At 61.6% G+C, this 26,871-nt stretch carries 25 protein-coding genes and 3 tRNA genes; 12 read left to right on the forward strand and 16 right to left on the reverse strand.

Going from position 1 to position 26,871, the window contains the following annotated elements:
• Nucleotides 1-17 precede the first annotated feature (17 nt).
• The 3 genes from ssb to HSS18214_RS0113085 are packed head-to-tail and all read left to right on the forward strand — an operon-like array spanning nt 18 to nt 2,294.
• Nucleotides 18-617, forward strand: coding sequence for a single-stranded DNA-binding protein (gene ssb / locus HSS18214_RS0113075; RefSeq protein ID WP_016915740.1), 600 nt, complete (start codon nt 18-20; stop codon nt 615-617).
• A 58-nt stretch (nt 618-675) separates the two neighbouring features.
• Nucleotides 676-1,572 carry a sugar nucleotide-binding protein gene (locus tag HSS18214_RS0113080; protein WP_026001931.1) on the forward strand — a complete coding sequence of 299 codons (897 nt, stop codon included), beginning with the start codon at nt 676-678 and terminating at the stop codon, nt 1,570-1,572.
• Nucleotides 1,569-2,294, forward strand: a complete 726-nt coding sequence (locus HSS18214_RS0113085) for a lysophospholipid acyltransferase family protein (protein ID WP_026001932.1) — start codon at nt 1,569-1,571, stop codon at nt 2,292-2,294. The genes HSS18214_RS0113080 and HSS18214_RS0113085 overlap by 4 nt, the downstream gene beginning before the upstream one ends.
• A gap of 101 nt (nt 2,295-2,395) precedes the next feature.
• Here HSS18214_RS0113085 and fabB read toward each other — a convergent pair whose 3' ends face one another.
• A complete protein-coding gene (gene fabB / locus HSS18214_RS0113090) occupies nt 2,396-3,613 on the reverse strand; it encodes a beta-ketoacyl-ACP synthase I (RefSeq protein WP_016915743.1) in 1,218 nt (405 codons plus the stop codon).
• 12 nt (nt 3,614-3,625) lie between these two features.
• Nucleotides 3,626-4,141 carry a 3-hydroxyacyl-[acyl-carrier-protein] dehydratase FabA gene (gene fabA / locus HSS18214_RS0113095; RefSeq protein ID WP_016915744.1) on the reverse strand — a complete coding sequence of 172 codons (516 nt, stop codon included), beginning with the start codon at nt 4,139-4,141 and terminating at the stop codon, nt 3,626-3,628.
• Between the two features lie 277 nt (nt 4,142-4,418).
• Here fabA and HSS18214_RS0113100 point away from each other — a divergent pair, with 277 nt between their 5' ends.
• Nucleotides 4,419-6,257 carry a putative bifunctional diguanylate cyclase/phosphodiesterase gene (locus HSS18214_RS0113100; RefSeq protein ID WP_016915745.1) on the forward strand — a complete coding sequence of 613 codons (1,839 nt, stop codon included), beginning with the start codon at nt 4,419-4,421 and terminating at the stop codon, nt 6,255-6,257.
• Here HSS18214_RS0113100 and HSS18214_RS0113105 read toward each other — a convergent pair whose 3' ends face one another.
• The 10 genes from HSS18214_RS0113105 to HSS18214_RS19605 all read right to left on the reverse strand — a co-directional run bounded on the left by HSS18214_RS0113105 (nt 6,258) and on the right by HSS18214_RS19605 (nt 15,192).
• Nucleotides 6,258-6,749 carry a DUF2878 domain-containing protein gene (locus HSS18214_RS0113105; RefSeq protein WP_040461176.1) on the reverse strand — a complete coding sequence of 164 codons (492 nt, stop codon included), beginning with the start codon at nt 6,747-6,749 and terminating at the stop codon, nt 6,258-6,260.
• 45 nt (nt 6,750-6,794) lie between these two features.
• On the reverse strand, nt 6,795-8,063 hold the full coding sequence (locus HSS18214_RS0113110; protein WP_016915747.1) for an SAM-dependent methyltransferase: 1,269 nt from the start codon (nt 8,061-8,063) through the stop codon (nt 6,795-6,797).
• Nucleotides 8,060-8,824, reverse strand: coding sequence for a DUF1365 domain-containing protein (locus HSS18214_RS0113115; RefSeq protein ID WP_016915748.1), 765 nt, complete (start codon nt 8,822-8,824; stop codon nt 8,060-8,062). The genes HSS18214_RS0113110 and HSS18214_RS0113115 overlap by 4 nt, the downstream gene beginning before the upstream one ends.
• On the reverse strand, nt 8,821-10,170 hold the full coding sequence (locus HSS18214_RS0113120) for an NAD(P)/FAD-dependent oxidoreductase (protein WP_016915749.1): 1,350 nt from the start codon (nt 10,168-10,170) through the stop codon (nt 8,821-8,823). Before HSS18214_RS0113120 ends, HSS18214_RS0113115 begins: the two co-directional genes overlap by 4 nt.
• Nucleotides 10,167-10,952, reverse strand: coding sequence for an SDR family NAD(P)-dependent oxidoreductase (locus HSS18214_RS0113125; protein WP_016915750.1), 786 nt, complete (start codon nt 10,950-10,952; stop codon nt 10,167-10,169). The genes HSS18214_RS0113120 and HSS18214_RS0113125 overlap by 4 nt, the downstream gene beginning before the upstream one ends.
• A gap of 58 nt (nt 10,953-11,010) precedes the next feature.
• Nucleotides 11,011-11,448, reverse strand: coding sequence for a nuclear transport factor 2 family protein (locus tag HSS18214_RS0113130; protein ID WP_016915751.1), 438 nt, complete (start codon nt 11,446-11,448; stop codon nt 11,011-11,013).
• Nucleotides 11,449-11,538: 90 nt separating this feature from the next.
• Nucleotides 11,539-12,951, reverse strand: coding sequence for a deoxyribodipyrimidine photo-lyase (phrB, locus tag HSS18214_RS0113135; RefSeq protein WP_016915752.1), 1,413 nt, complete (start codon nt 12,949-12,951; stop codon nt 11,539-11,541).
• A gap of 30 nt (nt 12,952-12,981) precedes the next feature.
• Nucleotides 12,982-13,902 (reverse strand): MerR family transcriptional regulator, encoded by a 921-nt coding sequence (locus HSS18214_RS0113140; protein WP_026001933.1) that lies wholly within the window; start codon nt 13,900-13,902, stop codon nt 12,982-12,984.
• A 245-nt stretch (nt 13,903-14,147) separates the two neighbouring features.
• Nucleotides 14,148-15,005 (reverse strand): NAD(P)/FAD-dependent oxidoreductase, encoded by an 858-nt coding sequence (locus HSS18214_RS18260; RefSeq protein WP_237718622.1) that lies wholly within the window; start codon nt 15,003-15,005, stop codon nt 14,148-14,150.
• Nucleotides 15,006-15,027: 22 nt separating this feature from the next.
• Nucleotides 15,028-15,192: an NAD(P)-binding protein gene (locus HSS18214_RS19605; protein ID WP_237718623.1), complete on the reverse strand. Its 165-nt coding sequence runs from the start codon at nt 15,190-15,192 to the stop codon at nt 15,028-15,030.
• A 189-nt stretch (nt 15,193-15,381) separates the two neighbouring features.
• Here HSS18214_RS19605 and HSS18214_RS0113150 point away from each other — a divergent pair, with 189 nt between their 5' ends.
• A complete protein-coding gene (locus tag HSS18214_RS0113150; protein WP_016915754.1) occupies nt 15,382-16,284 on the forward strand; it encodes a TIGR01777 family oxidoreductase in 903 nt (300 codons plus the stop codon).
• 19 nt (nt 16,285-16,303) lie between these two features.
• Here HSS18214_RS0113150 and rapA read toward each other — a convergent pair whose 3' ends face one another.
• The gene (rapA, locus tag HSS18214_RS0113155) at nt 16,304-19,249 is read right to left on the reverse strand and encodes an RNA polymerase-associated protein RapA (protein WP_016915755.1); all 2,946 of its coding nucleotides are present in this window, start codon (nt 19,247-19,249) and stop codon (nt 16,304-16,306) included.
• A 114-nt stretch (nt 19,250-19,363) separates the two neighbouring features.
• Nucleotides 19,364-20,638 (reverse strand): prolipoprotein diacylglyceryl transferase family protein, encoded by a 1,275-nt coding sequence (locus tag HSS18214_RS19735; protein WP_016915756.1) that lies wholly within the window; start codon nt 20,636-20,638, stop codon nt 19,364-19,366.
• Nucleotides 20,639-20,659: 21 nt separating this feature from the next.
• On the opposite strand from HSS18214_RS19735, the gene tnpA reads away from it, so the two are divergent.
• Nucleotides 20,660-21,076 (forward strand): IS200/IS605 family transposase, encoded by a 417-nt coding sequence (gene tnpA / locus HSS18214_RS0113170; protein ID WP_026001627.1) that lies wholly within the window; start codon nt 20,660-20,662, stop codon nt 21,074-21,076.
• A gap of 214 nt (nt 21,077-21,290) precedes the next feature.
• Here the strand turns inward: tnpA and HSS18214_RS0113175 are convergent, their stop codons facing one another.
• On the reverse strand, nt 21,291-21,524 hold the full coding sequence (locus HSS18214_RS0113175) for a hypothetical protein (protein WP_016915758.1): 234 nt from the start codon (nt 21,522-21,524) through the stop codon (nt 21,291-21,293).
• A gap of 71 nt (nt 21,525-21,595) precedes the next feature.
• Here HSS18214_RS0113175 and HSS18214_RS18270 point away from each other — a divergent pair, with 71 nt between their 5' ends.
• Nucleotides 21,596-22,183 (forward strand): RNA-guided endonuclease InsQ/TnpB family protein, encoded by a 588-nt coding sequence (locus HSS18214_RS18270; protein ID WP_016915759.1) that lies wholly within the window; start codon nt 21,596-21,598, stop codon nt 22,181-22,183.
• A 277-nt stretch (nt 22,184-22,460) separates the two neighbouring features.
• Here HSS18214_RS18270 and typA read toward each other — a convergent pair whose 3' ends face one another.
• Nucleotides 22,461-24,287 carry a translational GTPase TypA gene (gene typA / locus HSS18214_RS0113185; RefSeq protein ID WP_016915760.1) on the reverse strand — a complete coding sequence of 609 codons (1,827 nt, stop codon included), beginning with the start codon at nt 24,285-24,287 and terminating at the stop codon, nt 22,461-22,463.
• 163 nt (nt 24,288-24,450) lie between these two features.
• Here typA and HSS18214_RS0113190 point away from each other — a divergent pair, with 163 nt between their 5' ends.
• The 5 genes from HSS18214_RS0113190 (at nt 24,451) to HSS18214_RS0113210 (ending at nt 26,763) form a co-directional block, all read left to right on the forward strand.
• Nucleotides 24,451-25,434 (forward strand): biotin--[acetyl-CoA-carboxylase] ligase, encoded by a 984-nt coding sequence (locus HSS18214_RS0113190; protein ID WP_016915761.1) that lies wholly within the window; start codon nt 24,451-24,453, stop codon nt 25,432-25,434.
• Complete coding sequence (locus HSS18214_RS0113195; RefSeq protein WP_016915762.1) at nt 25,431-26,270, forward strand: type III pantothenate kinase; 840 nt, start codon at nt 25,431-25,433, stop codon at nt 26,268-26,270. The genes HSS18214_RS0113190 and HSS18214_RS0113195 overlap by 4 nt, the downstream gene beginning before the upstream one ends.
• Nucleotides 26,271-26,411: 141 nt before the next feature.
• Nucleotides 26,412-26,495, forward strand: a tRNA-Tyr gene (locus HSS18214_RS0113200).
• Nucleotides 26,496-26,600: 105 nt separating this feature from the next.
• Nucleotides 26,601-26,674: transfer RNA gene (locus tag HSS18214_RS0113205), tRNA-Gly, on the forward strand.
• Nucleotides 26,675-26,688: 14 nt separating this feature from the next.
• A tRNA-Thr gene (locus HSS18214_RS0113210) sits at nt 26,689-26,763 on the forward strand.
• Nucleotides 26,764-26,871 lie beyond the last annotated feature (108 nt).

Here is a 26,871-nt window from a genome sequence, read left to right on the forward strand (position 1 = left end):
CGACAAGGAGCGACCTTATGGCGCGCGGTATCAACAAAGTTATTTTGATCGGTAATCTGGGCCAGGATCCGGAAGTGCGTTTCACTCCGTCCGGTACAGCGGTCGCCAACCTGAACCTGGCCACCTCGGACACCTGGATGGATCGCCAGAGCGGCCAGCGGCAGGAGCGTACCGAATGGCACCGCGTGGTGCTGTTCAACAAGACGGCTGAAATTGCCCAGCAGTACCTGAAAAAAGGTTCCAAGGTCTATATCGAAGGTCGTCTGCAGACGCGTAAATGGCAGGACCAGAATGGCCAGGACCGTTACAGCACTGAAATCGTCGCCAACGACATGCAGATGCTGGATGGTCGCAGTGGTGACTACCAGGGGGGCGGTGCGCCGCAGGGTGGCTATGCCCAGCAAGCGCCAGCCCAGCCTGCGCCGCCGCAACAGCATTACCAGCAGCCGCCTCAGCAGGCACCTCAGCAGGGTGGCTACGCTCCGCAACAGCATGTCGCGCCTCAGCGTGGCGGCGCGGCGCCTCAGCAGCAGCCGCCTGCGCATCAGCAAAACAGCAGCTACGGCGCTCCGGATCCCGGTAACTTCGACGATTTTGACGACGAAATTCCGTTCTGATCGCCATGCCGTGCTGGGCGTTGCCGCCACCCTACCGGGTTGAGAAAAGGGGTCTGTCTTGAAGCTGCTAATACTGAATGCAGGACACTGCTTGAGCCTGGCATTGGCCCGTGAGGCAAGTCGGCGCTCGGATACCGAGTTGGTGATTGAGCAGGGCGTGAGCGTTTCTCCAGACCAGCTGGCGGCCATCGCCCCGGAGGCGGTGATCATTCCGCCTCTGTCGCACCCCCTCAGCATGACGCCCGCCGATGTCTATGCCCATGCCGATGCGGTGGACCAGTGTGTCGATGCCTGTCAGGCGGCTGGCATTGCCCTGGTGTGGTGCGTGTCCGACCAGCTCTACGAGGAGGGGTTCGAGATCCCGATCGACGAGCATGTCGTGCCGGCCCCCCGTGATGAGTGTTTGCGCCGCCTGGTGCAGACCGGTGACCGTATTCGCGCGGAGTATCACCGCCACTTGATCGTGCGGCTGGGGCCGCTGTTCGCCCTGGAAGGTAGCCATGCCTGGCTCAATGAAGTCATCGACAGCTTTGTAGCAGGCCAGCCCGTGCGTGCGGCCGAAGACGTGATTTTTTGCCCTACCTCGGCGGATGCCGTGGCCATGGCGCTGGTGGGCATGCTTCAGCAGCAAGCCTGCGGGGCCGATGCCTGGGGGGCGTATCACCTGGCAGGTACCGAGCCGGTCAGTGCGTTTACGTTCGTCTCCATGGTGCGCACCCAGCTGGCCACCCATCTCGAGGGGCGTGGCGAAGCGGTCGAGCTGGGTGAGGTGCAGGCGTTGAACCATCATCACGATGCCAAGCTGCGGCGGGTGCTGAACTGTCGCCGTGTGCTGGACGTCTTTGGCGTGCACCAAAAGCCCTGGCGGCTCGAGGTGGGGCGGATGCTGGATGCCTGGTGCCTGACCCGCACTCAGCCGACCGTCACCGGTACTGGAACAGGAGAGTCCGCTTGATGAATGTGGTACGCAGCCTGGTATTTTATCTGGGCTATTTTTCAGCCATGCTGCTGATCGGTGTGCTGTTCCTGCCCGTGGCACCGTTTCTTCCCCTAGCGGCGCGCTATCGTCTGTTGAACCTCTACAACTACTTCCTGATGGTCTGGTTTCGGCTGGCCTGTGGGGTACGTTACGAAATTCAAGGGCGCGAACATATTCCTGCGGGGCCCTGCGTCATTCAGGCCAACCACCAGTGTGAGTGGGAAACGCTGTTCCTGCAGGTCATGAAGCCGCCGGTCTGTACGGTGCTCAAGCGAGAGCTGCTGCGTATCCCTGTGTTTGGCTGGGGGCTGCGCCTGCTGCGCCCCATTAGCCTGGATCGCTCCAGGCCTGCTCGGGCCATGAAACAGGTGCTGACGCAGGGGGTGGAGCGTTTACACGGCGGACTTTCGGTGCTGATCTTTCCGGAAGGCACGCGTGTCGATCCTGGTGTGCGCAAGCGCTACAACAAGAGCGGTAGCGTGGTCGCCTGCCGTGCCGGTGTGCCGGTGCTGCCGGTGGCGCACAATGCCGGTGAGCGTTGGCCGGGTCGCCAGTGGGTCAAACGCCCGGGTGTCCTGCGTGTGCGCATTGGCCCGCCCATCGACACCGCTGGGCGTACCCCGGACGAAGTATTGGCTGATGTGGAGGCGTGGATCGAAGGGCAGCTTCACGAGATCTCCGAGGTGCCCAGGCCTTAAAAGCCGTTGCTCCAAAGCCAGTGCCATGACAAACAGCGCACACGCTGCACCCACACAAACGGCGCCCTTGGGCGCCGTTTGTGTGGGTCGTTGAGACCGGATCAGCCGTTATAGCGCTGGAACACCAGGCAGGCGTTGGTGCCGCCGAAGCCAAAGCTGTTGGACAGCACGCGGTCAATGGTGGCGTCATCGCGGCGTTGGGTCACGATATCGAAACCATCGGCTTGCTCGTCCAGGTGCTCGACATTGGCCGAGGCCGCCACGAAGCGGTGCTGCATCATGAGCAGCGAGTAGATCGCTTCTTGCACGCCGGTGGCGCCCAGCGAGTGGCCCGTCAACGATTTGGTAGAGCTCATGGCAGGCGTTGTGTCGCCAAAGACGCTACGGATCGCCTTCAATTCGGCCACATCGCCCACGGGGGTCGAGGTGCCGTGGGTATTGATGTAGTCGATGCTACCATCGACGGTCGCCATGGCCTGACGCATGCAGCGCATGGCGCCTTCGCCAGACGGCGCGACCATGTCATGGCCATCGGAGGTTGCGCCGTAGCCGACCAGCTCGCCATAAATTTTGGCGCCGCGTGCCTTGGCATGTTCCAGCTCTTCCAGCACCAGCATGCCGCCGCCGCCCGCGATGACGAAGCCATCACGTGCCTGATCATAGGGGCGAGAAGCGTGCTCAGGAGTGTCGTTATAGTGCGTAGACAAGGCCCCCATGGCATCGAAAAGGCACGATAGCGTCCAGTGCTCTTCTTCACCGCCGCCCGCAAACACGACGTCTTGCTTGCCTAGCTGGATCTGCTCCATGGCGCTGCCGATACAGTGAGCAGACGTGGCGCAGGCAGAAGAAATGGAGTAGTTGATGCCCTTGATCTTGAACGGCGTGGCCAGGCACGCCGACACCGTGCTGCCCATGGTACGGGTGACTCGGTAAGGGCCGACCCGGCGCAGGCCTTTCTCGCGCATGACGTCGGCGGCTTCCACTTGGTTGGCGCTGGAGGCGCCGCCAGAGCCGGCAATAAGGCCGGTCCGTTCGTTGGAAACCTGCTCTTCGGTCAGGCCCGAATCTTCGATGGCTTGAGCCATGGAGACATAGGCGTAGGCGGCTGCATCACCCATGAAGCGGCGCAGTTTACGATCGATCAGTGCGTCCAGGTCGATATCGACGCTGCCTGCCACGTGGCTTCTGAAGCCGCGCTCGGCGTACTCTTCCTTGAACCGAATACCGCTACGCCCACTCTTGAGCGCATCCAGGACCTGTTGCTGGTCGTTGCCCAGGCAGGACACGATGCCAAGGCCGGTGACTACCACTCGTCGCATGGGAGCCTCCTGTTAAAAATTCGCAGTGGAGGTGAATAGGCCAACGCGCAGGTCATTGGCCTGGTAGATGTCGCGCCCGTCGACGGACACGGTGCCATCGGCAATGCCCAGAATCAGTCGGCGCGTAATGATGCGCTTCACGTTGATCCGGTAGGTTACCTTTTTGGCATCGGGCAGAATCTGGCCGCTGAACTTGACGTCGCCACAGCCCAAGGCACGGCCTCGGCCAGGATGGCCCAGCCAGCCAAGGTAGAAGCCGACCAGCTGCCACATGGCATCCAGACCCAGACAGCCGGGCATGACCGGATCGCCCGGGAAGTGGCAGTCAAAGAACCACAGGTCAGGCGTGATATCCAGCTCGGCGATCAATTCGCCCTTGCCGTGCTCACCCCCCTCTTCATGGATATGAATGATGCGGTCAAGCATCAGCATGTTGGGGGCAGGCAGCTGTGCGTTGCCAGGGCCAAACAGCTCGCCGCGTGAGCAGGCCAGCAGTTCTTCGCGATCAAAGGAATGTTGCTTGGTCACTGAATCGTTCCGAAAGTCAAAAATGGTGGTTGCGCCTAGTCTACTGCCCGCAACCGCTGAATGCACGCCGCAGGCGTCTTATACTGTGTTTTAAGGCGCATCGTGACCGCCATTGGCGACCATGGTCGAGTACGGCGGAGACACCCTAATGCGCGAAATTGTCTAATCAACGGATGATTCACGTAATATGATCTATTCAGAGGTGGGGTAAGGCGGCATGATGTCATCCATACCGTTGCCGACGTAGTGACTGCTGAATAGGACAACAAGAAACGCCATGTGGCTGCCTGTCTCGATGAATCGTCCTTTGGTCTGGGTGGCGCTGACTGCGCTGCCTGCCTGTGTCTGGATCCCGGATGCCGCGCTGCGCATGGTGGCGGCCGGCCTGGTCTCGCTGGGGTTGTGGGATGCCTGGCACCAGGTGCGCCAGCAGCGCTTGCGCTTGCGACTTTCCCTCGATGCCATTGGGCTGGCAGGGGACGCGATCGTGATTAGTGATGTCGATAACCGAGTCCTGATGGTCAACCCTGCGTTTACCGATATTACTGGATATGACAGCCAGGAGATGGTCGGCCGCAAGTTGGAGACCCTTGCCGCGCCGCGCCACGACAAAGCCTTCTATCAGAATTTCTGGAACACGCTGAAGGCTACCGGACGTTGGGAAGGCGAGATGTGGAACCGCCGCAAGCATGGCGACGAGTACCCTGAATGGCTGAAGGTGCGTGCCGTCACCGACCGTCGCGGCAATATCACCCATTTCATCAGTCTGTTTACCGATATTTCGGCGCAGAAGGCCCGCGAGCGCGACCTGCGCCGCATCGGCTATGAAGACCCCCTGACCGGACTGCCCAATCGCCGCCGCCTGCATGACCTGATGGCCTCTCGCTTGCGTCACCTGCGTGCGGGAGAGAGCCTGGATATTGCGCTGATCGATATAGACGGCTTGAAATCGGTCAACGACAGCCTGGGCGTAGAGCAGGGGGACCGCCTGCTGGCGCGCTTCGCGCAGCGATTGACCAGTTACATGGCGGGCAGTGTCGTGGGTCGGTTGGGCGGCGATGAGTTCATGGTCATTCGCACCACCACCTTCGATGACCATGACAAGTGGGTCATGACGTTGCGCGACCATATGGGGCGCCCGTTTGAAATCAACGACCAGTCGCTGCGCCTGGGGCTCACCATCGGCAGTTGCCGGGCACCCGAAGATGGGCGTGATTCCGGCGTACTGTTCCAGCGCTTGGAGTCTGCGCTGTACAGCGCCAAGCGGCTGGGGCGTAACCATAGCCAGCGTTTCCGACCGGCGCTCGACAAGCAGGACAACCCTCAGCTGGCGCTGGTGAGTGACCTGCGCGCGGCGCTGATCTCGGGAGACCAGCTGGAGCTGCACTACCAGACCCAGCATCATCCCGGTACCGGCGAGCTAATGGGTATGGAGGCACTGCTGCGTTGGCGCCACCCGCAAGACGGCATGATTTCACCAGGGGACTTCATTCCGTTGGCCGAGCGGCATGGCCTGATGGCCGAGCTGGGCAGTTGGGTCATCGAGAAAGCCTGCGCCCAGCAGGCCCATTGGCAGAACAGCGGCATGCCCAAGGTCACGGTGTGGATCAATATTTCGGCACTGCAGCTGTTTCAGGGCGATCTGGAAACGCAGTTGGCGACCTGCCTGGAGCGCTATCAGCTAAAGCCTGCCCAGATCGGCCTGGAGCTGACCGAGTCGGTGCTGCTCGACGAGCGTGCCGGTGACATGGGGCCGCGATTGCAGGCGTTACGCGATCAGGGGTATGCCATTGCCATTGATGATTTCGGCACGGGCTATTCGTCGCTGGGTTACCTGAAACGGCTGCCGGTGGACAAGATCAAACTGGACCGCGCCTTCATTCGCGAGCTGCCCCATGATCAGGCCGATGCCGCCATCGTCACGGCGGTCCTGGCCATGGCGGCGGGGATGGGGCTCGACGTCGTCGCCGAAGGTGTCGAAACCCAGGCGCAGTGCCAGTTTCTAATCAAGGCGGGCTGCACCCTGGTGCAAGGGTTCTATTTTGCCAAGCCACTCTCTGCCGCTGAGCTGGAGCAGCGCTGGGTACCACTACCCTTGGCGGAAGGGGCCAACTGATCAGCCCACGATATCGGCACGATAGCGGCGCATGTAAGTGCTGATGCCCCAGCAGAGCGCCCCCCAGGTAACCGCCTGAGCAGGCAGTAGCCAGGGAGCCAGGGTGACGCCTGCCAAGGCCGCCCCGCCCAGGTAAGAAAGTGGTCCGCTGACGGCGCCGCAGGCCGCTGCTATCAGCGGGTAGCGCCATAGCCAGGCCAGCGAATGAAAGACCAGCGTGGCGAACAGTGGCCACAGCATCCATAGCCATACGGGCAAGAGTCCGGCGATCAGCGCATCGTCATGGAAGTCGAAGCCGCCCGCCAAGTGAAAGCCACCATCCAGTATTAGCCCCAGCAGCGCGAACACCGCAATGAAGCGCCACTCTCCAGGGCGCGCACAGCGCCATGCGTGCCAGCTCAGCAAGGCGGCACCCGTCGCGGCGGCCACCCAGGAGCCACCCAGCACGCAGAGCAGCCAGCCTGCTTCGAAACGCAGGGCGTTGAACAGCATGCCACGCAGCGAGCCCGAAGGCTTGAAAGGCAGCTGGATGGACACTTAGAGCGCTCCGGTCAGCGGCAGAGGTTTGGCGGCAGGCTTGGCCAGCAGCAAATGGCACGTGCCGATGGAGCGCTCGATGAAGCCGCCTTCGCAGTAGCAAAGATAGTAGCGCCACATGCGGATGAAGCGTTCGTCATAACCTTGCAGCTGCACCTGATCCAGGTGGGCTTCAAAGCGGTGCCGCCATTCGCGCAAGGTGCGCGCGTAATGGGGGCCAATCTCGTCCAGTGCGATGACGTTCAGCGAGGTCTTGCGCGTCAGGCTGGAGAGCATGGCATGGTGAGAGGGCAGAAAGCCGCCCGGAAAGATGTAGCGTTTGATGAAGTCCATGTCGCGCTTGGCCTCCTCGAAGCGCTGATCGCGAATGGTGATGGCCTGCAGCATGGCCTGGCCGGTGTCGGTCAGCAGGCTGTCGATTTTGGCGAGGTAAGTATCCAGATACTGATGGCCAACGGCTTCGATCATTTCCACTGAAATCAGCCGATCAAAGTGCCCCGTCAGTTCGCGGTAGTCCTGCTTCAGCAGGGTGATACGGTCTTCCAGCCCCTCTTCCTGGATGCGGCGGGCCGTATGGGCATGCTGCTCTTCGGAGATGGTGGTGGTGGTGACTCGGCAGCCGCGTGTTCTGGCGGCATGGATCGCCAGCCCGCCCCAGCCGGTGCCGATTTCCAGCAGATGGTGCTCTGGCTGCACGTCCAGCTTTTCGAGCATCAGGTCGAGCTTGTAGGTAGAGGCCTCTTCCAGGCTGGCTTCCGGGTAGGGGAAAACGGCACTGGAGTACATCCAGTGGCGTTGGTCCAGAAAAGTGGCAAACAGGTCATTACCAATATCGTAATGTGCGGCAATGTTGCGCTTTGAACCGGTCACGCTATTGCGCTGGAAGCGGTAGGCGAGGCCCAGCACCCAGCGGGTAAAGCGTGCACTGCCATTTTCCATCTTGCCGTTGACCTGCTCCAGGTTGGCAGCAAACAGGCGCACCAGCGCCACCAGGTCGTCGGCATCCCAGTCGCCATCCATATAGGATTCGGCGGCGCCGACGGTGCCCCCAAAGGCGAGGCGCTTCCAGGCGCGAGAGTGGCGGATCACTACGGTGACCTGTAAGGGGCCTTCCTGGCCCAGGTGGTGGCACTGGCTGCCCTCGATGAGGGTAATGCGTCCTCCCTGGAAGGCATCCAGCTGTGCCATCAGGCGCGGCTTCAGCCAGCGCGTGAAGCGGTCCTGTCGGGTGGGTTGGCTATTGGGCGGTGTCGTACGCAGGGTCGTCATTTTGAAGTCTCCTTGCGCTTAGGGTGGTTATAAACGGGGACGCGCTTCAGCCACAGGCGTAGCGCTTCAAAATGGATTCCCGCGACCGTTTTCAGACTCATCCAGGGCTGCCTTGCCAGCGTGGACAGCAGAACGCCGCGGGTAGCGGGCGCTGCCTCGAGGGTGAGCGTGGCGTCAAAGTGGCGCTGCTCCTGCTGCCAGTTCTCCATGTGCAGATACAGCTGCTGCGCTGGCGTGTTGAATTTCCAGCGGTAGGTCATCTCCATTGGGTTGAAGGGAGAGACGTGCATGGCCTTGTCGAATTGGGCGTGATGACTGTGTCGCTCTGGCACGACCTGGCAGGCATAGCAGGTGCGCTCTCGCCAGGGCATGTTGGTAACCTCTCCCAGCACGGCGCTCAAGCGCTCCTGCTGGTCGTAGACGTAATACACGGAAATGGGGTTGAAGGAGGTGCCCAGCGTGCGTAGCTGCGTCAGCATGCAGATACGCCCCTGTGGTGCACTGCCCAGCTGGCGAGTCAGCTCCTCGCGCACGGCGGTTTTCAATGGCAGATGAACAGGCCCCAGATAGTCCTCCCGGCGAAAGCGTGCCAGGGCGGGGCCACGGGCACTGAAGCCAGGCACGCCGTCAAACAGGGTGGGCAGCTCGTCCAGATCCAGCCATGCCATCCATACCTGATAGCTGAAGGCGTGGTGCCTGGGCGTGAAGCGGCGATGCCTCAGCGTGCCGCGATAAATGCGCGAGCGAGGGTCGGCGTTCATCCCAGCCCGTCTCCGGTAGTGCCGGGCGTCAGTTCGTGGGCGGGCAGCGCGGCAGGCGCGGTGGGCGGTGGCAGGGCTTCGTCACAGCCCAGCGCCTCGGCGACACGCAGCGCGCTCCATACGCCATCCTCGTGGAAACCGTTGCGCCAGTAGGCGCCGCAAAAATGGGTGCGGCGGGCGACGGAGGAGATCTCGTTGTGGCGCATCTGGACTGCCTGTCCGGCCAGAGTGAACTGCGGGTGGGCATAGGTATAGCGCCCCAGCACTTTGGCTGGGTCGATGCTGTCGCTATCGTTCAGCGTAACGCAAAACGTGGTGTCTGCCTGTAGCCGCTGCAGGATATTCATGTTGTAGGTGACCGAGACGCGCTCATCGGCACCGCGTCCATCCAGCCGATAGTTCCAGCTGGCCCAGGCGCGTTGACGCCGGGGCAGTAACCGAGTGTCGGTATGCAGCACCACCTCGTTGTCCTGGTACGGCATGGCGGAGAGGATGTCGCGCTCTTCCGGGGACGGATCGGCCAGCATGGCCAGTGCCTGGTCGGCGTGACAGGCAATCACCACCTGGTCGAAATGCTCCTCACCAGCGGCCGTGGTCAAGGTGACGCCTGCGGCGCTGCGGGTGATCTGCCGTACCGGCGTGTTGAGGCGAATACGCGATGCGTAAGGGGCGGTCAGCCGCGGAATGTACTGCCGAGAGCCGCCCACCAGCGTGTACCACTGGGGACGATGATTCACCGACAGCAAGCCATGGTTGCGGAAGAAACGCACGAAGAAGGTCAGCGGAAAGGCCCGCAGGTCGCCAATGCTGGCGGACCAGATGGCTGCTCCCATCGGCAGCAGGTAGCGGCGTTGAAAGGCACTGCCGTAACCATGACTGTCCAGATACTCTCCCAGCGTCATGTCGGCAGGCAAGCGTTTGCTTTCCAGGTCGGCGGTAGCCTGTTTGTTGAAGCGCAGAATATCGCGCAGCAGGCGATAAAACGAGGGGTTGAGCAGGTTGCGTCGCTGGGCAAACAGGGAAGCCAGCGTGTGCCCGTTGTATTCGAAATCTACCGCCGTCTCATGCACCGAAAAACTCATCTCGGTGGCCTGGCTGGCGACGCCGAGGGTCTCCAGCAAGCGTTGAAAATGCGGGTAGGTCCAATCGTTGAACACGATGAACCCTGTGTCGATGGCGTAGGGCGTGCCCTCGACGTCGACATCCATGGTGGCCGTGTGGCCTCCCAGACGGCTATCGGCTTCGAAGAGCGTCACCTCGTGCTGAGCCGAGAGATACCAGCCCGCGGCCATGCCGCTGATACCGCTGCCGATCACGGCAATGCGCTGTGATGCCATACCGCTCATGGTTGCTCCTCGGTTTGCCGCGTCATGCGCAGGCCAATCGTTCGTCGTAGTGCCGGTGGCAGAATGCCCAGCAGTTTCACCAGGTAGGTAAAGCGGCGAGGGAAATGGATGTCCAGCCGCCCCTTGACCAGCCCGGCAATGATGGCGCTGGCCGCCTCTTCCGCGCTGACCTGCATGGGCATGGGGAAGTCGTTGCGATCCGTGAGAGGGGTCTTCACGAACCCAGGGTGGATGATGCTGACATCGATACTCTCCTGGTGCAGATCCAGGCGCAGCGATTCCAGAAAATAGCTGACCGCCGCCTTGGAAGCTCCGTAAGCCTCGGCGCGGGGCAGCGGAAGGTAGGCCGATGCGCTCGAGGTAGCGGCCAGCCTGGCGGGCTTGCCCTCATGTCGAGCCGCGCGCAGCAGTGGCAAGGCCGCTTCGATGCCATACAGCGTGCCGAACAGGTTGGGTTTGAACACCCGCTCGATCAGCGCCATGTCGAAGTGGCGGGCATCTACGTATTCACAGGTACCGGCATTGAACAGAGCGAGATCCAGCGCGCCCAGCCACTCGCCTATCTGCTTGCCCGCCGCGAGTGCGGCCTGCTGGTCGCTGATATCCAGTGGCAAGGGGTAGGCATGAGGCGCGCCTTGGCAGAGCGCTTCCAGCGCCTGCTGGTTACGGGCGCTGACGACCACATGATGACCTTCGCCGATCAAGCGTTTGGCCAGCGCTTCGCCAATGCCGGACGTGGCGCCGGTCAGCCAGATACGTTGGGGCGTTTTCCATGTGCTCATCCTGCGACTCCTTTGGCCCTGTGAGCACGCCATGTGCGTGTGGCGTGGCAATCCTGTTTCAATCCTGCGCCAGACGCTTCTTCAGCCAGCGGATGACGCGCCCCATGAGCGGCAGGTGTTCGTACAGCATGGCACCAGCGTCGAAGTAGTCACGGTGGCGTAACACTTTTCCACGATTGTCGAAGGTCAGGGCGCTGCACCCGTCGACCTGAATGGGTCGGCCGCCAGCAAGGCGAGGGTGAACGAACGCCATAGTCCATGTGACAAACGCCTGATCACCTTGAATTTGCTGGGTGTGATAAGTGAACTGGCAATGCGTGACGTTTTCGTACATGGTGGCGAAATAGCGTTCCAGTGCTTGCCTACCCTCAATGTGATGGAGCGGATCGTTGAAAACAACTCCTTCAGTATATACCTCGTATAGTTTTTCTGTACAGGTGTTGTCTAGTTTATTGAAGAAGGCGCAAAAGTGCGCCAAGGCCTGTTCGTTGTTCATAACGAATTCCTTGTTGAGTAACGGTGCCACGTGGGGGGAACAGCGATATCGGCGGCGGGGGCCGCCGACAGGGGGCAGTGCTTATCTGGCCTACTTCGACAAGGCCTTGAAGGCGTCCAGGGCACGTTGACGGGCGGCCTTGTGATCGACGATGGGAGCCGGGTAGTCCACCGGGTTCAGCATGTCCTGTGGTGGCGCATGACGCGCCTTGGCGGGCAAGGAAGCCAGCTCTGGTAGCCAGTGGGCGATGAAGGCCCCTTCAGGGTCGAAACGCGTTGACTGGGTGGTGGGGTTGAAAATGCGGAAGTAGGGCGCAGCGTCCGTGCCCGTGGAGGCCGCCCACTGCCAGCCACCGTTGTTGGCGCAAAATTCACCATCGACCAGATGGCGCATGAAAAAGGCTTCCCCACGCCGCCAGTCGATCAATAAATGCTTGCTCAAGAACATGGCGGTGACCATACGCAGTCGGTTGTGCATCCAGCCGGTCGTCACCAATTGGCGCATGGCCGCATCCACGATGGGGTAGCCAGTGCGCCCTTCGCACCAGGCTGCAAACCCCTCATCGTCGTCACGCCAGGCCAGATCGCGGGTATGCTCCTGAAAGGGTTGGTGTCGGCACACCTGAGGAAAGCCTACGGCCACATGCTGGTAAAACTCTCGCCAGATCAGCTCGCTGACCCAAGTGGTAAGTCCGGCGTCCCCGTCCGCCAGATGCCCCTCGTTTTCGCTCATCACGGCTTGTAAACATTGGCGATACGAGATCATGCCCAGCGCCAGGTAAGGCGAAAGCTCACTGGTACCACGTACGTTGGGGAAGTCGCGCTGTCGTTGGTAGTGCCGCCCGCGAAAGCGTAGAAAGCGCTCCAGGTGATCGCTGGCCGCGTTTTCACCCGCAGGCCATTGGCGGCCATCCACGGGGGAGTCCTCGAGCTCGGGGAGGGCGGGCAGTGGATCACTGGGCAGGTCCAGAGGCGACTGCGCCTGAGGCGTATCGCGTAGTGCCAGCTGCTCCTGAGTTATCTGCTTGTGCCACGCCTTGGCGAAGGGGGTGAAGACGCCATAGTAATCGCCCTTGCCGGTCAGCAGGCTGCCTGGCGCAAAGGCAATGGCATCGTGGTGGCCCTGTGCCGTAATACCCGCGTGTTTGAAGGCTTTCAGGACGGCCTGGTCACGGCGCTGTTCGTTCAGCGGATATTCGTAATTGAAGTGCAGTTGCTTTACGCCGTGCTCTTGAGCTAGCGCGAGCAGCACATCGGGGGCTTTATCGAAGCTATCGATATCGCGATGCAATAGCGGGATGTTGAGACCGCTCAAGGACTCCTTGAGGGAATGCACACCGCGTGCCCAGAAATCGAGCTTGTTAGCGCCGTGACCATGGGCGCGCCACTGCTTTACGCTGCGTAAAAAGACGGCCACCACCGGGCCTTTGGCGGCGGCCGCCGCCAGGGCGGAGTTATCGTGAACACGCAGGTCGCTGCGTAGCCAAACCAACTGCAGATCCATGTGCACTCCCGTGGCGTGGCCTGTCGGGCGCTAGAGAATGCCTGATTCGCGTAGCAGCGGGCGCAAACGCGCCACGGCTTGAGGCAGGTCATCGCCCAGCATGTGTACCGGGCCGTCGCGCAGCTCTGTTTCACGCAGTCGGGCGACTTCGCCGCACACGCCGACCGGTACGCCCAAACGCTCGGCCGCCTTGGGCAGGTCGACCCGAATGTAGTGGTCATTTTCGCGCTGACCGCTGGAGAGCAACACCATGGAAGAGTGCAGACGCGACACCGCCTGGGGCAGATCTTCCAGTGCCAGCGAATGGTCGAGCAGCTGTACACGGTAGCCCTGTTCGCTGGCCATCAGCGCACACATCAACACCCACAAGGGGCCTGGGTCGTCGGGCATGGCGGTCAGCAGCAGCAGCGGGCCGCGGGTAGCCTGGTTGGCATAGTGCAGGCGAATGCCCACCTGGCTACGCAGGAAGGATTCTAAAGTGCGCCGCACCAGGTCGTCCGGTTGAGCGGCCCATTTGGTTTCCAGGCTCAAGATGACCGGTTGCCAGAGCTCGTTGATGGCCACGCTGAGCGGGTAGAGCGCCAGACTTTGGTGGTACAGCGCCTCGAGCTGCGGCAGGTCGACCGCCTCAATGATGGCTTGCAGCTGCTGCCGTTGGCTGGCCCAGTCGCCGGCATCCAGCGCGGGGGTTTCCACGGTTTCCGGCTGGTCCAGCAGGTCGGCGACCTGACTGACCGGCACGCCACGGTTGAGCCATTGCAGAATACGTTCGATGCGACTGATGTCATCCTGTGCGTAAAGCCGGTGCCCTTTTGGCGTGCGTTGCGGGCGAATCAAACCGTAGCGTCGCTCCCAGGCGCGCAGGGTGACCGAGTTCACACCCGTCAGACGGGAAACTTCCCGAATCGGATAGAGCGGAGTATCGGGTGGGTGGGTCGCCTTGTTGCTCATGGGCGCCATTGCCTCTTGGTTGCCTGCAATAGGTATTGCAGGGGTCTGTCTGTAATTGCCGTGGCGATCTTGCAGTGCCGGGTCGGCGGTATGCCACTCATTCGGGTTCGGGGCGTGTCGCTACGTCGATGAACCGATAATCGCTGAAATAGCGTCACGCTATTATAGCCACCTTTGTACAACTTGTGGCCGCTGGGTACAACCTCTGTGGCTTCCATGCCGCGACACTCCTGTGGTGATAATCGTTAGACCGACCGGCCTATTAAGGCCCTTGCCAGCGCATTCCCGGATAGCCAGGCATCCTCGACTCGACTGCCTTTCCAGCTATCGCCGCATAGCGCGATGCCCTGCTGGCTGTATAGGTATCCCTGTGCTGCCGGCTCTTCAGCCTGGGCGTACCGCCAGCGATGGGCGCCCAGCTCTATCAATTCGGGAATCGATGCCGCAGGAGCGGGCAAGCATTCCAGAAAGGCCTCTAGCAGCTGCTGGGCCGCGTCCTCTGGCGTCAGCTCGATATGCGCATCGCTCCAGTCAAGTTGTGCAATCAGGCTCAGGCTTTCGGGCTGCTCGTCACGGCCCGGCTTGGTGTGGTTACGGGAGACGAGGCGCAGCTTGGGGTGCTGCGCATGCAGGCTTTGCCAGTGTTCGGCAACGCCCGAGGGCGCGGGTAGCGGCGCTGCAAAAATGGCCCAGGCAGCCCAGCACCCCCGCTGTGGACGCGCGTCACAGGCGGCGCTCAGCTCGGGAGCCCACTGGCCGATGAGTTCGCTAGCCTGGGGCGGCGGCGCTGTGATAACGACGCGGCTGAAGGGCCCATGATGGTTTCCTGCAGCGTCTTGCAAATGCCATTCGTCAGCCGTGACTCGCTGCAATGCAACGATACGTGTTTCCGAATGGAAGGACGTGTTTGCATGAAGAGCGATGGCATCTATCAGATACCGAGTCAGCGCACTCATGCGCGGAGCCCCGGTATAACGCCACTTGCCGTCATCGTGTGTTTGCCAACCGGATGCACTAGCCTGATAAGTGCACGTTGGCCAAGGGGCCACGCAGCCTGCGTCTTGCCACTGGGCGAGCTGTTGGGCGAAATCGGCATTGCGCACGGTAAATGCCTGAGCGCCCAGATCAAGCGTCGCCGCGGTGCGGCCCTCGCACCTTGTTGAATAGGCTGACCGTTACGCCTTGCTGTGCCAGCAGGTGGGCGCAGGCCAGTCCTGACATGCCTGCGCCGATGATGGCCACGGCGTCGTGTGGAGTCAGCGCAGGGGGGGCAGCAAGGTGTTGGGGCATGGCAGCTCGCGAAGTGGACATCATGTTGAAGAGTGATTCTATTGTAGCAGTTATGTATAGATATCGTACAATTTAAAAAGTTGCAATACGGATGGTTGACTCGCCCGCTGAACCCAGCGACGGCGTTTTGCCATAAGTGATGGATAGGTGACGGAATACAGGGGCTATTCAGCTTCAGGAGGTAATACCATGCGAGTACTGATTACCGGCGGCAGCGGATTCGTGGGGCAGCGGTTATGTCCACAGCTGATTGCCCAAGGGCACGACGTGCAGGTGGTGTCGCGCACGCCCCACAAGGTGCGCGGAAAGCTGCCACCCGAGTGTGATATTCGCGACAGCGCGCAGGCATTTATCGATACGCCCCCCGATGCGCTGGTGAACCTGGCAGGGGAGTCGATAGCCGCCAAACGTTGGAGCGCCGCGCAAAAGGAGCGGTTGATCCGCTCGCGGGTCGACAGCACCCAGCAGCTGGTGGCGCTGTGCGAGCAGTTGGCGGCCAACGGCCAGCCGTTGCCTGCAGTCCTGGTCAGTGGCTCGGCCATGGGGTATTACGGCGATCAGGGCAGCAAGGTCGTAGATGAGGCTACCCCGCCCCACGATGAGTTTGCCCATCGGCTGTGTGCCCAGTGGGAAGCCGCTGCCAGGCCGGTGGAAGCTTTGGGGGTTCGGTTGGCCATTCTGCGCATAGGCCTGGTGCTGGAGGCAGGCGGCGGCACCCTGCAAAAAATGGTGCCGCCTTTCAAGCTAGGGCTGGGTGGGCGGTTCGGCGATGGTCAGCAGTTCATGCCTTGGGTCCATCGAGACGATCTGGTGGCTGCCATTATCTTCTTGATCAACGGCTCTGGTCTGTCGGGCGTTTTCAACGGCAGCGCACCGCACCCGGTGACCAATGCCGAGTTCACCCAGACGCTGGCCAGGCAGCTGCATCGTCCCGCCATTCTCCCGGTACCTGCCTTCGTGTTGAAGGCAGGCTTTGGCGAGATGTCACAGCTGCTGTTGACCGGCGCGGACATGCGACCGGCACGACTGCTCGAGGAGGGATTCAGCTTTCAATACCCGACGCTACCGAAAGCGCTGGCGGCCATTTTCTAGCCGCCAGCAAGCCGCTGGGCTAGGCGTTCGGGTCAACGGTGATGATGACCCGCACCGAGTCGAGCCGCAGGCGAGTGTTTTCGATGGCATCGCTGAGCGCCTGGCGCTCCTGCTTGAGGGCTTCCAGCTCCTCGCTGCGCACCGCCGGGTTGTGCTCTGCCAGCGCCGTCAGGCGGGCCAGCTCGGCATCCAGTTGAGCACGCATGCGCGTCTCGGCGGCTTCCACGATGCTGGGCAGCTCCCGCTCGGCCTCGCTCTCTCCTTGGGTCAGCAGGTCGCGCAGCTGGTCATGACGGCTCTTGATCAGATCACGGGCAAGCGACTTGTTGACCTTCTGCAGGTTTTTGCCCAGCCCGGTAAAGGAGATCTTGCTGGTCAGATTGGCCCCGGACTCATCCAGCAGCACCCGAACGGCCGTAGGGGGCAAAAAGCGGTTCAGGTGCAGCGCTTTAGGCGCAGGGCAGTGGGTACGGAAGATCAGCTCGGCCATCAGTCGACCGCTGGGAATGGCCGGATGGCGCAGCAGCGCCAGGGCGGTATTGCCCATGGTGCCATCCAGAATGCGGCCCATCATCTCGCGCAGCAGCGGGTGCTCCCAGGAGAGGCGTTGCACGTCATCCCGCGCCAGGGCCTGGCCACGGCTGTAGGTGGCAGAGAAGCCCTCTTCCCCTTTGACCAGCCCCGGCAGTCCGTCCAGCATGTGCTGGCTGGGCTGTAGGTGCAGCAGGCCATTGCCAATTTCCTGACTATCGACCCCGAATATATCCAGCGCACGCTCCACGTAGCGGGGCAGTGCCGGATCTTCATCCAGCTCACGTACCGCATCAATGACCTGTTGCGCCTGGGCCGGGCGGCAGGCGTTCAGCTCCAGCAACCGGTTGCGGCCCGCGTCGCGCTCGGCCAGTTTGGCGGTGAACATTGCGTGGGTTTCGTCGATGATCTCGGTGAGCGCCTCATCGTCGAGCAGCGCATCGGCCAGCGCGTCGCCAAAGGCGTCGAACAGGTCGCTGCCAATGCCGTGGGGCGCGCTGAAAGCGGCCATGCCTTCGTCGTACCAGCGCTGTAGTCGCTCCCCCGGGCTGCCGATGAAGCTGGGGACGTGCAGCTCGATGGCGTGGCGTTGGCCAATCCGGTCGAGGCGGCCAATCCGCTGCTCCAGCTGGTCCGGGTGCTGGGGCATGTCGAACATCACCAGATGACGACAGAACTGGAAGTTGCGGCCTTCGGAGCCGATCTCGGAGCACACCAGCACCTGGCAGCCATCTTCCTCGTCGGCGAAGGCGGCGGCGGCGCGGTCGCGCTCCACCAGCGACAGCCCTTCGTGGAAGACCGGTGCCTGGTAGCCGCCCAACACACGCAGGCCTTCGGCCAGTCCTTCGGCGGTCTCGCGGTGGTGGGCAATGACCAGCACCTTGTCGTTGGCAAAACCGTCTTCGCTGTCGTCACTGAGCTTTTCCAGCAGCCAGTTGACCCGGGGGTCGATATGCCACCAGGGTTCACCGTTCAGCGGATCATTGCTCAGCTCGCGGTACATGGCATCCGGATAGATCAGTACGTCCGGGTGGTCCATGCCGGTTTCGATCAGCAGCTCGTCCAGATAGTCCTCGTCGCGCTCCAGGCGGCGCAGCACTCGGCGATAGGCGGAAGGCAGCTCCAGCTTGGTCAGGTGCAGCCGCCGCTCCGGGAAGCCGCCCACGTGGCGTCGGCTGTTGCGGAACATGACGCGCCCGGTGCCGTGACGGTCGAGCAGCGCATCGCGCAGTTGGGCACGGGCCGCGTCCTGCTGTTCAGAGCTGGCCTCGGCGTTGCACAGCGTCGCCAGCAGGGCCTGGCTGTCGCGGTCGTCGGCGATGGTGGCCACGCGCTCGCGGGCGCTGGGTGTCTGGGGCAGTTCCTCCAGCGCATCGATGGCGCTGGCCACGGCGACGTAGTGCTGCTCTTCGTCCTTGAAGCGCTCGATGTCGTGGTAGCGCTCCGGGTCCAGCAGGCGTAGCCGCGCAAAGTGGCTCTCCTGGCCCATCTGCTCGGGGGTGGCGGTGAGCAGCAGCAGGCCGGGGATCTCGGCGGCCAGCTGCTCCACGCACAGGTAGCCGGGGCCGCTGGTCTCCGGATGCCAATCCAGGTGATGCGCTTCGTCGACGATCAGCAGGTCGAAACGGCTGGACAGGGCCTGTTCCTGACGGTGACGATTGGCAAACAGCCAGCCCTGGCTGGCCAGCACCAGCTGGGCGCTCTCGAACGGATTGGCGCTGCCGTGGGCCTGGCTCTGATGCTCGTCGAGCAGCGTGACGGTCAGCGAGAAGCGGCGCAACAGCTCCACCAGCCACTGGTGGGTCAGGCTGTCGGGTACCAGAATCAGCGCGCGCTCTACGCGGCCTGCCAGCAGCAGGCGGTGGAGGATCAAACCTGCTTCAATGGTCTTGCCAAGCCCCACTTCATCGGCCAGCAGCACCCTGGGGGCGTGGCGGCGTGCGACTTCGTCGGCGATATAGAGCTGATGGGGAATCAGGTCGATGCGCGGCCCGGCAAACCCCAGGGCGCTGTGCTGTTCGATACGCTGAAAGTGATGCAGGGTACGAAAACGCAGGTCGAACCAGTCGTTGCGGTCCACCTGGCCGGTCAGCAAGCGGTCACGGGCCTGGTCGAACTGCATGGTGTCGGCCAGGCGTGCTTCTGGCAGTTCGCGCAGGTTGCCGTCGCTGTCTTCACCGATGTAGGTGATCAGACCACGGCTCTCTTTGCTGTCGTCCACGATCATCTGCCAGCCGTCGGCTGACAGGACCCGGTCACCGCTGCCGAACATGACTCGGGTGAGGGGCGCCTGGCGGGTGTTGTAGGTGCGGGTTTCCTGGCTGGCACTGAACAAGATGGTAACGCTACGGGCGTCGCAGTTAAGCACGGTGCCAAGCCCAAGCTCGGCCTCACCGTCGCTAATCCAGCGCTGGCCGGGAGAAAAATCGCTCATGATGCCTCGAGGAAGTCGTCAAAATCGGGTCGCTCGCCACCGGAATGAGCCTCGGTGGCAGACAGGGCGGGGGATTCTAACGCAAAGCAGCGAGGGGATTAAGGGCTATCATGGTCAATCGTTCAGCCAGCGCTCCAGGTGAGCACGGGTGAGTTCACCCACATGCACGTCCAGGGTACGCCCTTGGGCGTCGAACAGTACGGTCGTGGGCAGGCCGGGGGCTGCGAATTCGGCCATCAGCAGCTGCCGAGGGTCGCGCAGTGCATGACGAAACACCAACTGCTGTTCATCCAGGTAGCGCACGATGGGCAACAGGTCTTCGCCCTGGTTGACCACCACCACGCTGACCCCGTCCCGCTGGTCTGCGGCTTCCAGCAGCGGCATTTCGCGGAGGCAGGGCGGGCACCAGGTGGCCCACAGGTTGACCATCAGCAGGTCACCTTGCGCATCGAGGGAGGCCAAATTCACCGGGTTGCCGTCCAGGTCTTCCAGGGTGATGTCCGGCACGGACGCCACCGCAAAGGAGGGCCCCAGCGGCGCCAGGGTGACCAGAACCAGCCACAGGCTGGCGGCACCTACGGTCATGGCCAGGCCGCCGAGCATGGCCAGCAGCCGTTCACGCAGTGCCCAGGCGGTCCATACAAGACCCGCTACCATGCCGCCAAGGGCATTGAAACCTGGCTGCCACAGCTTGAGGATATCCAGCGGCGCCTGACTGTAGCTCTCCCAGTGTAGAATGACGAACACGCCACGAGCGCCGACCAGCCATACCAGCAGCAAGCCGTTGAACCAGCGCGTGTGCTGCTGAGCACTCAGCCCCAGCAGGTAGCGGCTGCTCACCAGTAGCATGAGCGCCACACCCAAGGCGTAGAGACGTGGCGTCGAGATTAGCAGCGTCGGCTGCACGTCCACCTCGACCGCAACATTGAAATACCACCGGCCCCGGCTATCTTCGTTGAAACTGCCGGCACGGAACTTGTATGTCGACAGGCCGTAGCTATCCCACACCTTGAAGTAGGTGCCGTTGTGAAATACCTGCCCGTTCTTCCACTTGGCCGCGCCGGTATTGACCGGAATCCAGCCAAGTGAGCGGCGTACACCGCCGGACTTGCGCCAATTCAAGCGGGGCTTTTTGAACTGCTTGCGGCGGGCAACGTATTCAGCAGCGATGCATTGCAGCGTTTGGCTGTGCAGGCCGAGGTCCTTGCCAGCACCCTTGGTATAGGGGTGCATGTCGTAGGCAGACAGAAACAGACCTTTCTCCCGAATGGCTCGGGAAGACAGTTCGTTGAGGTAGTTCCAAACAAAATTCACGCTGCGGGCCATGCGGTTAAGCTCGGCGGCGTGTTTGTCCTTCACTCGAACCTTGAGGGTCTTGGTCTGCTTCATGGCTTCGAATATACTTGGTCTATGGAAACCAAACAAGCTATCAGAACAGGAAGACACTGCGTTTTTAAACTCCATGCCCATTTGGTATTTGTCACCAGGTATCGGGGCAAGGTGTTCACCGGCGCGCATCTCAACTCCCTCGAATTGCTTTTCGACCGAGTGTGTCGGGACTTCGAGGCGGAGCTACAGGAGTTCAACGGTGAAACCGATCACGTCCATTTGCTTGTCAACTTTCCACCCAAAGTGGCGGTATCCAGGCTGGTGAATAGTTTGAAGGGGGTATCCAGCCGGCGGATGAAGTTACTACACCCTGAACTGGTGCAGCCCGCCTACCGGAAGAACTCGCTGTGGAGTCCAAGCTACTTTGCGGGAAGTGTCGGAGGCGCCCCCCTGAGCATGGTCAAGCAGTATATTGAGCAACAATCGAGGCCGGACTAGGGGCGCTCTCGCGCCCCTCGCTATCCATCCTCGCACTAGAATGTTCGATAACCACTTTTCCAGGCGCAGCACACGACTGATCCAAGCGTTGAAGTGTCGCCACCAGCCTCCGGGCTCTTCACTCAGCACCGCCAGTTGCCCTTCCTGCTGCCACTGCCAGACCAGCTGCCCTTGCGCATCCAGCGACACCTTCAGCGCTTGCCAGGCAGAGGCGTCAGCCTGATGATTCACGCGCAGCTTCCGCTTGCTGCTTCTGGCGGCGTTTGGCCCGATACCAGCGCAGCGTGGCAATGGTCAGCGCCACGCCCACCATGGCCGCCAGCACGCCCCCCTGCCAGGGCCGGGCGGCGTCGCCCATCACGGTTTCCAGAGTGATAATGAGCGTTAGCCCCAACGCCTGAGAGCCAATCGCCAGGGCGCGCAGGCGGTCAAAGGAAGTTTGCGACATCGACCTCTCCATGATGTGTTGCATGCATGATATGGTGAATCAGTGTAACTGCTTAATGGACAAACTGATGAATGCCATTGCACTTGGTCCGCTTTGGGCAGGGCGCCGTTGGCATCGACCTTGGGCTCAAGGATGTGGCCACCTGTAGCGATGGAGGAAGGCTGGAAAACAGCCGCTTCTACCGCCGCATGGAAGACCAGTTGGCGACAGCCCAACGTGCCCGCAACAAGCGGCGGGTAAAAGCTATTCACGCCAAGATCAAGAACCGTCGCCAGGACGCGCAGCACAAGTTTTCCCGGAAACTCGTCAACCAGTACGGCGAAATCGTCGTGGGCGATGTTTCCTCAACCAGGCTCGCGAAGACCAGGATGGCCAAAAGCGTCTACGACGCTGGCTGGTCACAACTGAAAACGATGCTGGAATATAAATGCGCTCACGCAGGCATCGTCTTCAAGGTCGTTCGCGAAACCAACACCACCCGCGCCTGTTCGTCGTGCGGCTCGCTTAGCGGGCCGCAGGGCGTCAACGGGTTGCGAGTAAGGGTCTGGGAGTGCGTGGAGTGTGGTGTACTCCACGACCGGGACGTGAATGCGGCCCGGAATATCCTCAGCCTCGGGGCAGGACGTTGCCCTCAAGAAGTTGGAATCCCCGTCCTTTAGGGCGGGGAGGACGTCAAGACCGCTCATGCGCAGGAGTGTCCCTGATAGTGGTGTCGGATGGGGGTAGGTATCCAAACACTTGTAGGAAGTGTAGCGTGTCAACGCACCTTGGGCGTCAACGGTTGCATTACTGTGCGATAGAATGCCCGCGCTTTCCAGCGCGCTAGCGTTTAGGTTGCGTTAATGATGATATTTGTGGCCCGTTCAGCCCAGTCGACCATGGGTCGAGATAGCAAAAAGCCCGCACGATGGCGGGCTTTCGGTGTCAGCGGTCAGCTTACTTCTTGCTGGAGCGCTTGCGCTCGTTCTCTTTCAGCAGCTTCTTGCGCAGACGGATGAAGCTCGGCGTCACTTCGACCAGCTCATCGGAGTCGAGGAACTCGATAGCCTGTTCCAGCGTGAACTTCACCGGCGGCGTCAACACGATGTTTTCATCGTTGCCCGACGCGCGCATGTTATCCAGCTTCTTGCCCTTGGTGGGGTTGACCACCAGGTCGTTGGCGCGGCTGTGGATACCGACCAGCATGCCTTCGTACACTTCGGTACCGTGGTCGATGATCAGCTTGCCGCGCTCTTGCAGGGTATACAGAGCGTAGGCCAGCGCCTTGCCATCCACCATGGAGACCATGACGCCGTTGCGACGCTCGATGGCGGCATCGGGCTTCAGCGGGCCGTAATGGTCGAAACGGCTGGTCAGAATGCCGGTGCCCGACGTCAGCGTCAGGAACTGGCCACGGAAGCCGATCAGGCCACGTGCCGGGATGATGAAGTCGAGGCGCACACGGCCCTTGCCATCCGGGTTCATGTTGGTCAGCTCGCCCTTGCGGTAGCCCAGCTCTTCCATGATTGAGCCCTGATGCTGCTCTTCACAGTCGATGATGACTTCTTCGTAGGGCTCCTGCTTGACGCCGTCGATCTCCTTGATGATGACCTCGGGGCGACCAACGGCCAGCTCGAAGCCTTCACGACGCATGGTTTCGATCAGTACCGACAGGTGCAGTTCGCCACGGCCAGAGACCTTGAACTTCTCGGGCGTTTCGCCCTGCTCGACGCGCAGCGCCACGTTGTGGATCAGCTCCTGGTCCAGGCGATCCTTGATGTTGCGGCTGGTGACGAACTTGCCATCCTTGCCTGCGAACGGCGAGTCGTTGACCTGGAAGGTCATCGAGACGGTGGGCTCGTCTACGGACAGCGGCGGTAGGGCTTCGACGGCGCTCGGGTCACACAGGGTGTCCGAGATGGACAGCTCTTCGATACCGGTAATGCACACGATATCGCCAGCGGTGGCTTCGGTAGTTTGTACGCGCTCGAGGCCCATGTGGGTCATGACCTGGCCGATCTTGCCCTTGCGCACCTTGCCATCCACGCCGATCACCGAGATCTGCTGGTTGGGCTTCACGGAACCGCGCTTGATGCGGCCCAGGCCGATGACGCCGACGTAGCTGTTGTAGTCCAGGGCAGAGATCTGCATCTGGAACGGCCCATCGACTTCGACTTTCGGCGGCTCGACGATATCGACGATGGCCTGGAACATCGGGTCCATGTTGTCGGCCAGCTCTTCCGGGTCCATGCCCGCAATGCCGTTCAGGGCCGAGCAGTAGATGATCGGGAAGTCGAGCTGGTCGTCGGTGGCGCCCAGGTTGTCGAACAGATCGAAGATCTGGTCGATGACCCAGTCAGGCCGTGCGCCGGGGCGGTCGATCTTGTTGACCACCACGATGGGCTTGAGGCCCTGCGAGAAGGCTTTCTGGGTCACGAAGCGAGTTTGTGGCATCGGGCCGTCCACGGCGTCGACCAGCAGCAGCACAGAGTCCACCATGGACATGACGCGCTCTACTTCACCGCCGAAGTCGGCGTGCCCAGGGGTGTCCACGATGTTGATGTGGTAATCCTTGCCATTGCTATCTTGCCACTGAATAGCCGTATTCTTGGCCAGGATGGTGATGCCGCGCTCTCTCTCCTGGTCATTGGAGTCCATGACTCGCTCCTGACCCTCGGCCTTGCGGTCGAGCGTTCCGGACTGGCTTAACAGTTTGTCTACCAAGGTAGTTTTACCGTGGTCAACGTGGGCAATAATGGCAATGTTGCGAAGATTCTCGATCACGACGCGATCCTGCTGGAAAAATAGGGCGGCATTATAGGGTCTGGGTACGGTCCACTACCAGCACTGTCTTAAATAAAGCACCAAGTCAATAACCTAAACGCGGCAGTTTTCGCCTTCGTGACGGTTCCGTTAAGATAGGCGTTTTCCCAGTTGGGGCAGGCACATGACCATCGGTAACCTGATGCGTTTGTTGAGCGATGGCGAGGTTCATTCCGGTGAACAGTTGGGGGAGGCGCTAGGCGTTTCCCGAGCCGCCGTGTGGAAGCAGCTGAAGAAACTCGAAGCGCTAGGCGTGGAGCTGGTCGCCGTCAAAGGGCGAGGCTATCGCTTGGCTTACCCGCTCGAGCCGTTGGATGGGGCGCGTATCGTCGAGCGGCTACCTGCGGATGCCCGCCACCTGCTGGCGCGTCTGTTCGTCGAAGACCAGCTGCCCTCCAGTAACGAGTACCTGCGTGAGCGGTTTTCACAGGGTGCAGGCCACGGCGAAGTGTGTTTCGTCGAGCTGCAGACGGCAGGGCGCGGACGGCGCGGCCGTGTCTGGTCGACGCCCTGGGGGCAGAGTCTGATGGTGTCCATGGGCTGGCGCTTCGAATCCGGCGTCAATGCTCTGGAGGGGCTAAGTCTCGCGGTGGGCGTCGTGGTCTCTCAGGTGCTCGAACAGTATGGCGTGGCGCCCAAGCTGAAGTGGCCCAACGACGTGCTGTTGGCCGAAAACGAGGGCGAGCTCGGCAAGCTGGCGGGCATTTTGATCGAAGTGACCGGCGATGCCGCTGGCCCCTGTGAAGTGGTGATCGGCATCGGCATGAACTTGATGCTGCCGGATAGCCTGCGGGCGACCATCGACCAGCCGGTGGCCGCGTTGTTCGATGCGCGGCCCGGTATCTCGCGTAATCAGCTGGCGGCAGACATGGTCGCTGGGCTGCTGAGCATGTTGGCGGGGTTCGAGAACGGTGGGTTCGCGCCCTGGCTCGACGCCTGGAACCAGCGCCATGCCTACTCAGGGTTGCCCATTCGGGTCATCCAGGGGGAGCGCACCAGCGATGCCGTTGCAGGCGATGTCGATGAAAGTGGTAACCTGTGGGTTACTGAAAACGGTCACTCGCGACGCCTGTCGGGCGGTGAGATTAGCGTACGTAGGCGTCTATGATTCTGGATTTGGATATCGGCAACACGCTGTCGAAGTGGCGGCTCAAGGATGCCGAGAGCAGCGAGATCCGCTCACGCGGGGCCGTATGGACCCGGGAGGAGTGGCGTCCAGGGGCGGATATTCCGGACCTGGGCGTAGTAGAAGCGGTGCGCATTTCCAGCGTGGCCAGGGCCGCCGTGCTGGACGAAACTGTCGCCCTGCTCCGCCGCCAGGTGCGTCAGGTCCATGTGGCGCGCTCGACACCCGAGGCGCTGGGCGTCGTCAATGGCTATGAGGAGCCCGGCCGTCTGGGCGTAGACCGTTGGATGGGGGCCTTGGCGGGTTACCAGCTGGCCGGCGGCTGCTGTGCGGTGGACTGCGGCAGTGCCATCACCATTGATTTCGTGTTGCCGGGTGGGGTGCATCTGGGGGGGTTCATCATCCCGGGGTTACGGTTGATGAAGGAGAGTCTCAAGCTGGGCACCCGCAATGTGGCCATCGACCCCGATAGCGAGGCCGATGCGCTGCTGGAGCCTGGCAGGCGCACGGTGGATGCCGTCAACCATGGCATCTACATGGCGGCGGTCAGTGCCATCAATCGCATTTACAGCGAAGTATGCGACCAGCAAGGAGTGGCGCTGCCCATGCTGTTGACGGGCGGGGATGCGCGGGTGGTGTCGCGCGGGGTCCAGGTGCCCCATGCCGTCTGGCCCGACATGGTGTATGGCGGCCTCGAAGCCACATTTCCGCTGACCTTCGCCGAGCGCGCAGGCAAGATGTCGGGTGCGCCGCGGGTGCCGGAGCCGGTTTCGTTGGAAAAAATTCGCGCAGGGCTTGCATTCTCCATGCTGCTTTGACAGAATGCAGCGCGTTCCAAAGCAGATGCAGTCGAGTCGCAACGCTGATTTAGTTAAGTCGGCAAGCAGTAAAAGTCTCGAAAATAAAGAGATTTTAGCTTGACACTGTTTTGAAGGCTGGCATAATGTGCCGCCACAGCTGGAGAGGTTCCCGAGTGGCCAAAGGGAGCAGACTGTAAATCTGCCGCGAAAGCTTCGAAGGTTCGAATCCTTCCCTCTCCACCAGATTGTATGGGCGCTGATTTGTCAGTGCTTGTGAATGAAAAGCCGGTAAGCGGGCATTAGCTACTGTTTCTCGTGCAGCGGATTGTCATTCTTTAGGCAAGTTCGGCGGGCGTAGTTCAATGGTAGAACCTCAGCCTTCCAAGCTGATGGTGCGGGTTCGATTCCCGCCGCCCGCTCCAGTTTGATGTGTTTGGCTCATGTAGCTCAGGGGTAGAGCACACCCTTGGTAAGGGTGAGGTCGACGGTTCAATTCCGTCCATGAGCTCCATATTGCGAAAAAAGCGAGCGATGCTCGCTTTTTTTGTCTTCGCCCGCGGCAGCGGGTGTGATGTAAGGGTTGTCAGGTGGAAAAATTTTCGCTATCATGGCGCCCGCT

This window comes from Vreelandella stevensii S18214 (assembly GCF_000275725.1).
In the GTDB taxonomy this organism is placed as follows: Bacteria; Pseudomonadota; Gammaproteobacteria; order Pseudomonadales; family Halomonadaceae; genus Vreelandella; species Vreelandella stevensii.